This is a genomic window from Pseudomonas sp. FP603 (assembly GCF_030687415.1).
In the GTDB taxonomy this organism is placed as follows: Bacteria; Pseudomonadota; Gammaproteobacteria; order Pseudomonadales; family Pseudomonadaceae; genus Aquipseudomonas; species Aquipseudomonas wuhanensis.
Genome location: NZ_CP117431.1, coordinates 6,789,665 through 6,802,041, shown reverse-complemented (window position 1 = coordinate 6,802,041; position 12,377 = coordinate 6,789,665). Strand labels below are relative to the sequence as shown.

Sequence of the window (12,377 nt, the reverse complement as noted above, 5' to 3'; positions counted from 1 at the left end):
ACGCAGGAGCGTGGGAACGATCATCTGGTGCGGCACTCCACCAGGGTTTTCACCTGCCCCGATTCCGTCTGGTTCTCATCGGACAGCCACCGCTCGAACCCCGCGCCAATCGCCGGCCACTCCGAATCCAGAATCGAATACCACGCCGTGTCACGGTTCTGTCCCTTGACCACCATGTGCTGGCGGAACACCCCTTCAAAACTGAACCCCAACCGCTCCGCCGCATACTTGGAACGGGCATTGCCGTTGTTGCACTTCCATTCCAGACGCCGGTAACCCAAGGCAAAGGATTCCCTGGCCAGCAGGTAAACCGCCTCGGTGCTTTTTGGTGAACGTTGCATCGGTGCGCCGAAGGTCACATGGCCGATCTCGATGCGACCCTGAGAAGGCACAATCGACATCAGGCTGAGGATACCCTGCACGTCGCCGCTGGCGCGGTCGATCACCGTGAAGAAATACGGGTCGCTGTTGGCCGCGTGGTTGTTCAGCCAATCGTTGAACGCGCTGCGCTCCGGGAAAGGACCGTAAGGCAAATAGTCCCAGAGTTTCGGATCCGAGCCCGGGCCTTCAAGGGCTTTCCACAAGCCGTCGGCGTGACGCGCCGGGTCAAGTTTTTCCAGGCGGATGAAACGCCCTTCGATCAGTTGAACCGAGGGCGGCGGAACGCCTTTCCAGTCCGCGAGTGAAGTCGACATGCTGCTCTCCTTGAACCTTATAGGGCGTGGCGAAACTGGATGAAACCGGGACGCTCGGCGATACGCTCATAGAGCTGGATCGCGGTGGCGTTGGTTTCGTGGGTCAACCAATGAACCTTGCAGCAGCCATCGGCCTTGGCCGTGGTGTAGACGAATTCGATCAGTTGCCGACCGACACCGGTGCCACGGGTTTCGGGCGTCACCAGTAAATCTTGCAGGTAGCAGGAGTTTTCGATACTCCAGTTCGAGCGGTGGTAGATGAAATGCACCATGCCCACCGCTTTGCCATCGGCCCAGGCCAGCGCCCCGTGGGTCGGTTCGCTCGGGTCGAGCAGGCGCTGCCAGGTGCTCCGGGTGACAGCGTCGGGCAGTTCGGTGTTGTAGAAGCGCAAGTAGGCTTGCCACAACGGCAGCCAGGCGGCGTGATCGTCGGCGGTGACCTGGCGGATGTCGATCTGACTCATGTGGGTTCCTTAACGCATCAAGTGGGCGAGGGCCTGGTCATGCACATCAGGGCTGGCGGACAGCCCCTCGCGCACACCGGCGATGTCTGCAGCATTGCGGTTCTGGCTGAGCTTGCGTTTGCCCTCCAGACGCTGGATCGGCAAGGCAAAACCGACGATGGCTTTGAGCATCCCGTCAATGTAGTCGGTGGGGGCATCGGCGACTTTCCACGGATTAGCACGGCCCGCTTCATGACGATCGGTCAGGGCGCTGACCAGATTGCGCAACCGATCGGCGTCGGTGAAAACTTCGGCCATGCCATAGGCGTGTACGGCGACGTAGTTCCAGGTTGGCACAACTTTCCCATGCTCGGCTTTACTCGGGTAAAACCCCGGGCTGACGTAAGCATCCGCACCCGCAAAAATCACCAGCGCCTCGGCGCCGTTCTGCAATTCCCGCCATTGAGGGTTGGCCCGGGCGAGGTGCCCGTAGAGGGTGCCATTCGGGCCTTGGTCAACATTCAGCAGCAGCGGCAGATGACTGGCTTGCAGGCCCTGTTCACCCCGGGTGACCAAGACCGCCAGGCGAGTGCCGAGTATCTGCTGATGCAGTTCATTCAAATCATCGATGGCGAAATTGCTGGGCGTGTACATGGAAATTTTCCTTGGCGAATGTCTGCATCCTAGGCAGGCTAATGGTCTGTTGTAAGAGCCATTAATGACCAATTTAATAGGTCCATTACCATGCCGAATCCGCCGCTTCCCTCGTCGTTCAATCCGGCGGGTATCGAACTCGACCGCCGCCAAGGTCTGAGTCGTCAGCTCTATCAAGCGTTGCGAATGCGTGTGCTCGACGGACGATTGACCAGCGGCACACGACTGCCGGCCAGTCGCGATCTGGCGGCGGCGTTATCGATTTCCCGCAACAGCGTGGTCCGTGCCTACGATCAGCTTTACGCTGAGGGCTTCATCGAGGGGCGTGTTGGCGACGGGACTTATGTCGCGCAATTGCCTCAAGCCACGGTACCGGTAAAAAAATTATCCACAAAAGTATCCACAGGGTTTTCAACAGGGTTACCCACAGCCTTATCCACAAATTGGCTGGATTTACCTGTGGTTTCATCCAGTAAAGTTATCCACAGCGGTGCTTTGGGCCGGGTTGAAAAGAACCATTTGGCCTTGCCTCCCAGTGGTCCGCCTCGAGCATTTCGTGTCGGCGTACCGGCCTTTGATCTATTTCCTTTCGAGGTCTGGGCCAAGCTGAACGCGGCTTTCTGGCGTAAGCCGGATTTACAGCAACTGTGTTACGGCGACCCTGCGGGTGATGCACGATTACGTGGGCTGATTGCTGCGTACTTGCGCAGTTCGAGGGGCATGCAGTGCTCCGCTGAGCAAATAGTGATCACCAGTGGCGCGCAACAGGGGATTAGCCTTTGTGCACAGTTGCTGGTGGAGCCTGGCGACGGGGTGGGCATTGAAAATCCGGGGTATCGAGCGGCGGGTCATGCGTTCGCTGTAGCCGGCGCGCGATTGCACGGGATAGCGGTGGACAGCGAGGGGATTGATTGCACCGAATTGGCGGGGCTCAGCGATTGTCGATTGGCTTACGTCACGCCGTCGCATCAGTACCCGACCGGAGTGGTCATGAGTCTGGCGCGGCGCCTTGAATTATTGACCTGGGCCGAACGCACCCAAGGCTGGATCGTCGAGGACGACTACGATGGCGAATACCGCTACAGCGGCGCACCGCTGGCGCCGTTGGCGGCACTCGACCGGCAGGGGCGGGTGCTGTATGTCGGGACGTTCGGCAAGGTCGCATTCCCGGCATTAAGACTGGGTTACCTGGTGTTGCCGCCCGGATTGGTTGAGGCGTTCTCCCAGCGTCGTGCGGTGGACGTGCGGCACTCGGAGGTCAGCACTCAAGCGGTCATGGCTGAGTTCATGGCGGCCGGGCATTTCCAGCGACACATCCGGCGTATGCGCCGTGCTGCGTTGAGTCGGCGTAACGTTTTGCTTGATGGCTGGCCTAGAGGTATCCCGGGCGTCGGTAAGCTGCCCAGTGTGGCGGCCGGTTTGCACCTGACGGTACGTGTCGACAGCGTGGCCCGTGAGCGCGAATTGATCGAACAAGCCACCAGCGTCGGGGTGGAGGTCAATGGACTGAGCAGTTATTGGCTGCCGGACACGACGCTCCCCGAGGACCAGCGAGCTGGGCTGGTCCTGGGGTTCGCCGCAGTGCCGGAGACGGCTATCGAATCGGCACTGGCAAGGCTCAGAGAGGTCTGGCTCCCGGTGTGAACTGCGCCGCCCGGATCAGGTCCCTGACTTGATCTTGGTCCAGGCGCGGGTCCGTGCCCGTTCGGCATCGCGAGGCAACGGTTGCAGGGTGTAGAGCGTGCTCATCGCTGCTTCGGTCGGGTACAGGTTCGGGTTGTTGCGGATTGCCGGATCGACCATTTCCGTGGCGTCCTTGTTCGGGTTCGGGTAGCCGACGAAATCGCTGACCGGTGCGATCACCTGGGGTTGCAGCAAGTAGTTGATGAAGGTGTAGGCGTCTTCCGGGTTTTTCGCGCCTTTCGGAATGGCGAGCATGTCGAACCAGATCGGCGCGCCTTCTTTAGGCAGGCGCATGTCGACGATCACGCCATTCTTGGCTTCCTTGGCGCGGTTGGCGGCCTGGGAGAAGCTGCCGGAGTAACCGACCGCCACGCAGATGTCACCGTTGGCAATGTCGGCCATGTACTTGGACGAATGGAAGTAGGTGATGTACGGGCGAATCTTCATCAGCAGCGCTTCAGCCTTGGCGTAGTCCGCCGGCTTCTTGCTGTTGGGGTCCAGGCCCAGGTGTTGCAGGGCCAGCGGCAGGATCTCCGATGGCGAGTCGAGCAGGGCTACGCCGCACTGTTTGAGCTTGCTGATGTTCTCTTCCTTGAAGATCAGGTCCCAGCTGTCCAGCGGTGCGTTGTCGCCCAAAGCCGCCTTGACCTTGTCCGGGTTGAAGCCGATCAGGATGGTCCCGTACATGTACGGCACGGCGAATTTGTTACCCGGGTCGTTGGCTTCGATCAGCTTCATCAGCTTCGGATCGAGGTGGTTCCAGTTCGGCAGTTTGCTGCGGTCCAGCGGCTGGAATACCCCGGCTTCGATCTGCTTGGCGAGGAATACGTTGGATGGCACCACCACGTCGTAGCCGGAGTTGCCGGTCAGCAACTTGGCCTCGAGCGCTTCGTTGGTGTCGAAGATGTCGTAGACCAGTTTGGTCTGGGTGTTCTGGGCCTTGAAATCTTCCAGCGCTTTGGGGGTGATGTAGTCGAACCAGTTGTACACCCGCAAAGTACGTTCTTCTGCGTGAATGGCGCCACTGAACACTGTGGCGCATAGCATTGGAGCGAGACGCTTGAGTCGGTTCATCTGTTCTAATTCCTCATTGAGCGCGTTCAAAACCTTCGAGAACGTTCACGGCATTGATGCCGATTTCTTCTACCGCGTAACCGCCTTCCATCACGAACAGTGTCGGCTTGCCGAGGCCCGCGATGCGCGCGCCCATCGCCAGGTAATCCGGGCTGTCGAGTTTGAATTGGGAGATCGGGTCGTCCTTGAACGTATCGACGCCCAAGGACACGACGACGATGTCGGCGCCGTACTTTTCGATCTCTTTGCAGGCCTGCTCCAGCGCTGCACTCCAGCTGTCCCAGCCTGAACCGGCGGGCAAAGGGTAGTTGAAGTTGAACCCTTCGCCTGCGCCTTCACCGTGTTCATCTTCGTAACCGAGAAAGAACGGAAACTCGGCTTGCGGATGGCCATGGATCGAGGTGAACAGCACATCGCTGCGTTCATAGAAAATCGATTGGGTGCCGTTGCCGTGGTGGTAATCGACATCGAGGATCGCGACTTTTTTGTGGCCTTGATCGAGGAATGCCTGAGCGGCGATGGCGGCGTTGTTGAGGTAGCAATAACCGCCCATCAAATCGCTGGCGGCATGGTGTCCCGGTGGACGGCACAGGGCGAAGGCACTGCGGGCGCCGCGCTGGATCACCGCTTGAGCGGTCAACGCAACTTGCGCCGCGCTATATGCCGCTTGCCAGGTGCCGGCGGTGATCGGTGCGCCGCCATCGAAGCTGTAATAGCCGAGCTGGCCGTGCAGGCTGGTGGGCATGATCCGGCGCAACGTGCGAGCGGGCCAGGTGTAAGGCAACAAGTCGCCGTCGGTATTGAATTCGGTCCAGCGCGCCCAGGCGCCTTTGAAGAAGTCGAGGTAGTCGCGGCTGTGGATGCGCTCTATCGGCCCGAGACCGAAGTCCTGCGGCGCCTCGACCGGGCCCAGACGGCGGTACTGTACGCGTGCCAGCACATGGTCGGCCCGCGAGGGCATTTCGAAGCAGGGCATCAATTGCCCGTCCATCAGTTCACAACGGCCGTGATGCAAGTGGTGATCGTCCGAGTAGATCGTCAGCATTCTTGTTCTCCGCAGGCTGATTCGGTTGCACACAGTCTTGCGGCGGGCGGCGTTTGGGAGAACGGCAGGAAAGGCCAAAAGAGGATCGATATGGCCAAAAAATTTGACCGAAATTCGCCCCTTAATGGTACGCCGGTGCCCTCGAATGATGCATCCGACCCCTGAGCGAGGCTTGCCCGCGAAGCTTTTGGCGTTCTTGAAGACGCCTTCGCGGGCAAGCCTCGCTCAGGGTTTGGGTTGTCAGGGGCGAAACTGGCTCGGCGCCACGCCGCTCCAGCGCACAAACGCATGTCGGAAACTCGCGGTCTCGCTGAACCCCAACGCCTCGGCAATCCGATAGATCGGCAATTGATCTTCGCAGAGCATTCGCTTGGCCTGCTCGAAGCGCAATTCATCGAGCAGTTCCTGATAGCTGCAGCCCAGATCCTTCAGATGTCGCCTCAGAGTGCGCGCTGAGCAGTTCAGCTGTTCGGCCAGCCCGTCCAGGCCCGGTGCCGCGCTCAGTTGCGCAGCGAGTAGTTGGCGGATACGCCCGAGCCAGGCCTGACGCCCGGTGAACTCGGTGTTTTGTTTGCGACAGCGCTCGGTCATGGCCTGATGGGTGATGGCGTCGGCCAGAGGCAGCGGTTGTTCAAGCCAGCGTTTGTCGAAAGCAAAGGCATTGGACACAGCATCGAACTGCAAGGGACAGTCGAAACGCTCGGCGTAGCGCGTCTGATAGTCCGGCGCCGGGTGTTCGAAGCGGGCGCCGAGCAGAGGCAAAGGGTGGCCAAGCAAGTCTTCGCAGGTGACTTTCATCGAGACCAGGCAAAACTCGACATTGAACGGCGCCAGCGCCGGATTTTCCCGATAGTCGCCGGCGGTGAGCCAGATGCGCTCGTCCTCTTCCTCCAGGCTCAACTCGAAGAGTGTTCCCAAGAGCGCCGGATAGTGCAGCGCCAACCGCAAGGCGTCACCTAAAGTGGCGCTGGTGAGTAAGGCATACCCGAGCATGCCGTAGGAAGAAACGTGCATCCGCCGGCCCAATTCCAGGCCGATATCGCGGCGCAGCGCAACGGCGTTGGCGCAAACCAGCATCTCCTGGTTGGTGGTGATGCGTGTGTCCGCCCGGCTCAGATCCGCCGCGCTGATGCCGCTGCCGGCCAGTAACGCCTCGCTGGACAGGCCTTCAGCCTTGAAGGTGTTGAGCACCAGGGAGACGGCATTGAGGGTGGTGAGGTGGGAGTGGAGCATGAGCGGTTCCAGCTTGGGGGCTGGGATAAATAGCAAGTTATATGCCGCCAATACGTGATTTGAAAATTTTCCCTAAAATTAATGATTACTCTGATTAAAAAATCTATTGGTGAGTCTGATGCAGAGACTGGTGTCTGAACAGGTTAATACGAAATAAAGTATAGAGCTACTGTCAGAAGTAATAGGTTTTCGAGAGAAGCTGTACCATTCATCGCTTTGTTTGTAAGTTGTGAATTAACTATAGAATTTTGCGATTTTTTATTGACTGTGTGAATTTGTTTGCTAGCGTAAATTACGGTCTGATACGGCCGTGTAGTAACTTTGTTGAATGATAAGGGATCGACTTATGAATATTTCAAATCAGGAAGATTGGGTAAAATGTTTAAAGGATGCCAAAGAAGCTAAAGGAGAGCTTAAGGTCGAAAAAGATGGAGAGGAAACCACTTTCCCTGCTTTTAGGGTTGGTGATTCGGGGCTCTTTGTGACTGCATTCTTTGGCACCGGTACTGGAGGGCAATTTACGGATGGTGTTTCTGTTAATGTTAGTAAAGATCATCTTGGAGAAGAAGTGGGTCCTTCGGACGGATCCATAATATATTGGAAGCAAGGCCAATCTTTCTCTTGGTATGAGGGTAATCTAAAAGTAAGCCGCGATGATGTTGGTAATCTGTATTTCGGAAGTTTGAGCGCTAAATTTACTGGGGCGCCGGTTGAAGAGCTGATAGGCGGCATTTTCAGTGTGGGTAAAGTGTAATAGGGCTGGTGCTCTTATAACCCTCCCTCAAAGAAGTAGAAGGAGGGTTATATTTTTTGCCAAAGTAATGCTCAGCAAGCTAGTTCAGTCTTGAGTCAGGTCGTTGTTTAGCTCTCCGCACAGGTCGAGCTCAACCAACCGTCGAACTTCAGCCGTCTCAAGCCCTGCACCCAGCAATCCATGCAACTTGCCGAACGCCGCCTCTCGCGAGTCATGCCGCCACCGGACAACACACCGGCGTCACGCAAGCGGCTGCCCGCCTCGTACACGTCGAGCTTCACGCCACCTTCATGACATTGCGTGACCGCGACCACCACCACACCGTTGTCTCGCGCCCGTTCCAGGCTGGCGAGAAACTCGGGGTTGTCGCTTGGCCCGGTGCCGCTGCCATAACACTCCAGCACCAGACCCTGAATGCCGCTATTGAGCAGGCCATCCAGTTGCTCAGCGCCGATACCGGGAAACAGCGGCAGTGCCGCGACCTTCGCCAGTTGCTTCGGCTGGTTGTAGTTCAGTTGTGACGGAATCAATGAAGCTTTCACGCCGCCACCCTGACGCTCCAGCCGCTTGAACGGATGACGACCGAAACTGCGAACCTTGGCGCAACGGGTCGGGTCGAGCAGTTCACCGTGGAAGTACAGATGAACGCCCGGTGCCAGGCCTTGGCCAAGGGCAACCAACGCACCGCTGAGGTTTTCCCAGGCATCGCTGTCGGTCACGCCGGCCGGCAACATGGAGCCGGTGAACACAACGCGGGCATGCAGGCCGAGCAGCTGAAAGCTCATGGCCGCGGCGCTGTAGGCCAGGGTGTCGGTGCCATGCAGGATCAACACGCTGTCGCAGCCCTGGACATCAACGGCGTCGACCACTGCTTCACGCAGTTGCTGCCAGTAGGCGGGCGTCATGTTGGCGCTGTCGATCAGCGGCGACATCTCGCGAAAGCGCCACTGCGGCACCACCAGCTCAGGTTGGCTGTGCAGATACTCGCGCATTCGCGCTTCGAAACCGGACGCCGGCGCCAGGCCGTGGGCACTGGCTTGCATGCCGATGGTGCCGCCGGTGTAGAGCACCATGACGTGCTGGGCAGCAGGAAAAGTCGAGGAATTCATGGAGGTTCTCCGAAAACGATGTGGGAGCGAGCCTGCTCGCGATGGCAGCGATGTGGTCTTAAGCTCGAACCAAAACGGCAGCATCAAAAAAGCTGCCACAACATACGACCGAGCATGACGCCGGTCGCACGCTGTGTCACGCCGGGCGCAGGGGATGCGCCCGGTTTTTTACCGATCAGCGTTGCGCTGCAGGTACGCCTTGCGGCTCGGCTTCGGTCTTGCCAGCGGCGGCTGGCGGATTGGCCGGCCAGGCTTTCAGGTCCAGGTCCAGATCCGGGAACTTGCTCGAATCGAACACCGGGGTCTTGATACCGGCAGCACGCTGGTCATCGTAGTCACGCAGGATGCGCATGCCGACCTTGAACAGCAGGAACAGCGCGATCAGGTTCACAAACGCCAGCATGGTCATGGTGATGTCGGCGAATGCGAACACGGTGCCGAGGTTTTCGATGGCACCCCAGAAGATCAACACCAGTACCAGTGCGCGATAGCCAATCAGCGCCTTGCGGTTTTCACCGACCATGAAGCGCAGGTTGTTTTCGCCCAGATAGTAGTTGTAGAGGATCGAGGTGAACACGAACAACGCCAGGGCCACGGAGATGAACATCCGGCCCCAGTCACCGACCACAGCGGCCAGGGAGTTCTGGGTCAGGGCAATACCGTCGCCTTCGAAGCCCGGGGTGTAGAAGCCCGACAGCAGGATCAGCAACGCGGTGCAGGTGCAGATCACGAAGGTGTCGAGGAACACGCTGAACGCTTGAACCACGCCTTGCGAGACCGGGTGCTCGACCGAAGCCACAGCGGCCACGTTCGGCGCACTGCCCAGGCCTGCTTCGTTGGCGAACACGCCGCGCTTCACGCCCATGACAATGGCACTGCCGATCAGGCCGCCGAACGCCGGGTCCAGACCGAAGGCGCTTTTGACGATGGTCATCAACATGCCCGGAACGTGGTCGAACTGCAGCACGATCACGTAGATGGTCACGCCGATGTACACCAGGGTTTTCACCGGTACCAACAGGTCAGCGACCTTGGCGATCCGCTTGATACCGCCGATGAACACCAGACCCAGCAACACCGCCAGGGCCAGCCCGGTGTACGTGGTGTCGAAGCCGAACGCGTTGTTCAGCGAGTGGGTCACGGCATGGGCTTGCAGACCGTTGAAGGCGAAGCCGAAGGTGATCAGCAGCAGGAACGCCATGATCATCCCCAACCAGCGTTTCTGCAGGCCGTGCTGAATGTAGAACGACGGGCCGCCACGGAACTGGCCTTCGGAGTCGCAGCGCTTGTAGAGCTGGCCGAGGGAGCATTCGAAGAAGCTGCTGGACATGCCGACCAGCGCGGTCACCCACATCCAGAACACGGCGCCGGGGCCACCCAGGGTTACGGCGATGCCGACACCAGCGATGTTGCCCGCACCGACGCGGCCGGCAAGGCTGAGCATCAGGGCCTGGAAGGAACTGAGTTGGCCAGCGCTGCTTTTGAGGCTGTCACGGAACACCGCGAACATGTGAAAGAAATGGCGGAACTGAACGAAACGCGAGCGGATCGTGAAGTAGCTACCGAGCCCGACAATGAGCACGATCAGTACTTTCCCTGAGAGGAAGTCGTTGATGACTTCGAGCATGGATTATTCCTCGCTATTTTTTGTGTGTGCGAATACTGGGTGGTCGACACATCGCGTTACACCGGATTGTGCGTGGCACAACAGGTGGGTCGAAGGTTCGTCCCTGTTCCATTTCGCGGGTTGTTATTAGTTCGGGGTTTCGCATGGGTTTGGGCCTCGTTACCGACGACCGCTCACGCGAAGAGGGCCGGCACTATACATAGGAGCGTGCCGTCCGTCTGCACAGTTGTGGTGCAAGCGACGAAACGAGGGTAGCTGCAAGATCAAAAAATCGCAGCCTTCGAAAGCTTCTACAGGTACATCAAACCCGGTAGGAGCTGCCGAAGGCTGCGATCTTGGCGGCACTGAAAACATTAAACATGTTCGGAAAATCCGCAAAAGGGTTAAAAAAAAGGGCTTGAGGGAACAAATCCCCAAGCCCTCAAAAGGTGAGAGGTGTCTAGTCCCTCGACCTGGTGAGCGTGCTCTTCAAAAGAGCCGGCGTTCGGTTAAGCCTTCAGAGGCACCAGACGCGGAGCAATCATGTTTTCCGGGCGCAGAATGTCGGCGAGCATTTCTTCGTCGAGCAAGCCTTCTTCGCGCACCAGTTCCAGCACGCCGCGGCCGCTTTCAAGAGCGACACGGGCAATACGGGTGGCGTTTTCATAGCCGATGTACGGGTTCAGCGCGGTGACCAGGCCGATCGAGTGTTCGACCAGCTCACGGCAGCGCTCTTCGTTGGCGGTGATGCCGACGATGCAGTGCTCGCGCAGCATGTCCATGGCGCGCTGCAGCAGGCGGATCGAGTCGAAAATCTTGAAGGCGATCAGCGGCTCCATCACGTTCAGTTGCAGCTGGCCGCCTTCGGCCGCGATGGTCAGGGCCAGGTCGTTGCCGATGATCTGGAACGCAACCTGGTTCACGGCTTCCGGGATAACCGGGTTGACCTTGCCTGGCATGATCGAGCTGCCTGGCTGACGCGCTGGCAGGTTGATTTCGTTGATGCCGGTGCGTGGGCCGCTGGACAACAGACGCAGGTCATTGCAGATCTTCGACAGCTTGACCGCGGTGCGCTTGAGCATGCCGGAGAACAGCACGAAGGCACCCATGTCGGAGGTGGCTTCGATCAGGTCGGCGGCTGGCACCAGCGGTTGACCGCTGATAGTGGCCAGACGCTGAACGGCCAGGGCCTGGTAACGCGGGTCGGCGTTGATGCCGGTACCGATAGCGGTGCCGCCCAGGTTCACTTCGGTCAGCAGCTCAGGTGCCAGGGTCTTCAGACGCGCCAGATCTTCGCTCAGGGTGGTGGCGAAGGCGCGGAATTCCTGGCCCAGGGTCATCGGCACGGCGTCTTGCAGTTGGGTACGACCCATCTTCAGAACGTGGCTGAATTCTTCACCTTTGGCGGCGAACGACTGGATCAGGCTGTCGAGGCTGGCCAGCAGCGCGTCATGACCCAACAGAAGACCCAGACGGATCGCGGTCGGGTAGGCGTCGTTGGTCGACTGCGCCATGTTCACGTCGTTGTTCGGATGCAGGTACTGGTATTCGCCCTTGCTGTGGCCCATGGCCTCCAGCGCGATGTTGGCGATGACTTCGTTGGCATTCATGTTGGTCGAAGTGCCAGCGCCGCCTTGAATCATGTCCACCACGAACTCTTCGTGGAAATCGCCGCGGATCAATCGGGCACAGGCTTCGCTGATAGCCGCGTGCTTGGCTTCGCTCAGATGACCCAACTCGCGGTTGGCGTCAGCGGCGGCCTGTTTGACCATTGCCAGGCCGACAACCAGCTTCGGGTAATGCGAAATCGGAACGCCGGAGAGACGGAAGTTGTTCACCGCTCGCAGGGTCTGGATGCCGTAATACGCTTGAGCAGGTACTTCGAGTACGCCAAGCAGGTCTTTTTCTGTGCGGAAAGATGCAGCGGAGGACATGATAGAAATCATCTCGATAGGGACCCGGTCTGTGCCGGAACACCGCAAATGCTAGGCGTGTGAAGAATTTTGGGCCAATGCTGTTAAACACTAGCCTATGCACATTCGGCATAATGCTCGTGTGACGCCGCGTGTGCGGCGAGCGTG

The 12,377-nt window shown here is 58.9% G+C and carries 10 protein-coding genes and 1 pseudogene; 2 read left to right on the top strand and 9 right to left on the bottom strand.

All coding sequences use genetic code 11. The annotated features are described in order from the left end of the window. Window positions 1-20: 20 nt before the first annotated feature. Genes PSH65_RS31345 through PSH65_RS31335 form a run of 3 tightly spaced genes read right to left on the bottom strand, consistent with a single transcriptional unit; the run spans window position 21 to window position 1,792 of the window. Entirely contained in the window at window positions 21-695 is a 675-nt protein-coding gene (locus PSH65_RS31345) for a GNAT family N-acetyltransferase (RefSeq protein ID WP_305424339.1), read from the bottom strand. Between the two features lie 17 nt (window positions 696-712). Continuing rightward, window positions 713-1,159, bottom strand: coding sequence for a GNAT family N-acetyltransferase (locus PSH65_RS31340; RefSeq protein ID WP_305424338.1), 447 nt, complete (start codon window positions 1,157-1,159; stop codon window positions 713-715). Between the two features lie 9 nt (window positions 1,160-1,168). Next, window positions 1,169-1,792 (bottom strand): FMN-binding negative transcriptional regulator, encoded by a 624-nt coding sequence (locus PSH65_RS31335; RefSeq protein WP_305424337.1) that lies wholly within the window; start codon window positions 1,790-1,792, stop codon window positions 1,169-1,171. 90 nt (window positions 1,793-1,882) lie between these two features. Between PSH65_RS31335 and PSH65_RS31330 the strand changes: the two genes are divergently transcribed. After that, on the top strand, window positions 1,883-3,436 hold the full coding sequence (locus PSH65_RS31330) for a PLP-dependent aminotransferase family protein (protein ID WP_305424336.1): 1,554 nt from the start codon (window positions 1,883-1,885) through the stop codon (window positions 3,434-3,436). 15 nt (window positions 3,437-3,451) lie between these two features. On the opposite strand, the gene PSH65_RS31325 is transcribed toward PSH65_RS31330, so the two are convergent. The 3 genes from PSH65_RS31325 to PSH65_RS31315 all read right to left on the bottom strand — a co-directional run bounded on the left by PSH65_RS31325 (window position 3,452) and on the right by PSH65_RS31315 (window position 6,827). Then, window positions 3,452-4,549 carry a polyamine ABC transporter substrate-binding protein gene (locus PSH65_RS31325; RefSeq protein ID WP_305424335.1) on the bottom strand — a complete coding sequence of 366 codons (1,098 nt, stop codon included), beginning with the start codon at window positions 4,547-4,549 and terminating at the stop codon, window positions 3,452-3,454. Between the two features lie 13 nt (window positions 4,550-4,562). Continuing rightward, the gene (locus PSH65_RS31320) at window positions 4,563-5,594 is read right to left on the bottom strand and encodes a histone deacetylase family protein (RefSeq protein WP_305424334.1); all 1,032 of its coding nucleotides are present in this window, start codon (window positions 5,592-5,594) and stop codon (window positions 4,563-4,565) included. Window positions 5,595-5,834: 240 nt separating this feature from the next. Beyond that, window positions 5,835-6,827: an AraC family transcriptional regulator gene (locus PSH65_RS31315; RefSeq protein WP_305424333.1), complete on the bottom strand. Its 993-nt coding sequence runs from the start codon at window positions 6,825-6,827 to the stop codon at window positions 5,835-5,837. A gap of 346 nt (window positions 6,828-7,173) precedes the next feature. On the opposite strand from PSH65_RS31315, the gene PSH65_RS31310 reads away from it, so the two are divergent. After that, entirely contained in the window at window positions 7,174-7,581 is a 408-nt protein-coding gene (locus PSH65_RS31310; RefSeq protein WP_305424332.1) for a hypothetical protein, read from the top strand. 84 nt (window positions 7,582-7,665) lie between these two features. Here the strand turns inward: PSH65_RS31310 and PSH65_RS31305 are convergent. The 3 genes and pseudogenes from PSH65_RS31305 to aspA form a co-directional block, all read right to left on the bottom strand. Next, window positions 7,666-8,690 (bottom strand): annotated as a pseudogene (locus PSH65_RS31305) (asparaginase). 175 nt (window positions 8,691-8,865) lie between these two features. After that, window positions 8,866-10,317: a sodium:alanine symporter family protein gene (locus tag PSH65_RS31300; RefSeq protein ID WP_305424331.1), complete on the bottom strand. Its 1,452-nt coding sequence runs from the start codon at window positions 10,315-10,317 to the stop codon at window positions 8,866-8,868. A gap of 488 nt (window positions 10,318-10,805) precedes the next feature. Beyond that, a complete protein-coding gene (aspA, locus tag PSH65_RS31295) occupies window positions 10,806-12,230 on the bottom strand; it encodes an aspartate ammonia-lyase (RefSeq protein WP_007896503.1) in 1,425 nt (474 codons plus the stop codon). Window positions 12,231-12,377: the final 147 nt, after the last annotated feature.

Excerpts from the sequence above, each read along its gene's own strand:
- PSH65_RS31345 (WP_305424339.1), bottom strand. The coding sequence starts at position 695 with ATGTCGACTTCACTCGCGGACTGGAAAGGCGTTCCGCCGCCCTCGGTT.
- PSH65_RS31340 (WP_305424338.1), bottom strand. The coding sequence starts at position 1,159 with ATGAGTCAGATCGACATCCGCCAGGTCACCGCCGACGATCACGCCGCC.
- PSH65_RS31335 (WP_305424337.1), bottom strand. The coding sequence starts at position 1,792 with ATGTACACGCCCAGCAATTTCGCCATCGATGATTTGAATGAACTGCAT.
- PSH65_RS31330 (WP_305424336.1), top strand. The coding sequence starts at position 1,883 with ATGCCGAATCCGCCGCTTCCCTCGTCGTTCAATCCGGCGGGTATCGAA.
- PSH65_RS31325 (WP_305424335.1), bottom strand. The coding sequence starts at position 4,549 with ATGAACCGACTCAAGCGTCTCGCTCCAATGCTATGCGCCACAGTGTTC.
- PSH65_RS31320 (WP_305424334.1), bottom strand. The coding sequence starts at position 5,594 with ATGCTGACGATCTACTCGGACGATCACCACTTGCATCACGGCCGTTGT.
- PSH65_RS31315 (WP_305424333.1), bottom strand. The coding sequence starts at position 6,827 with ATGCTCCACTCCCACCTCACCACCCTCAATGCCGTCTCCCTGGTGCTC.
- PSH65_RS31310 (WP_305424332.1), top strand. The coding sequence starts at position 7,174 with ATGAATATTTCAAATCAGGAAGATTGGGTAAAATGTTTAAAGGATGCC.
- PSH65_RS31300 (WP_305424331.1), bottom strand. The coding sequence starts at position 10,317 with ATGCTCGAAGTCATCAACGACTTCCTCTCAGGGAAAGTACTGATCGTG.
- aspA (WP_007896503.1), bottom strand. The coding sequence starts at position 12,230 with ATGTCCTCCGCTGCATCTTTCCGCACAGAAAAAGACCTGCTTGGCGTA.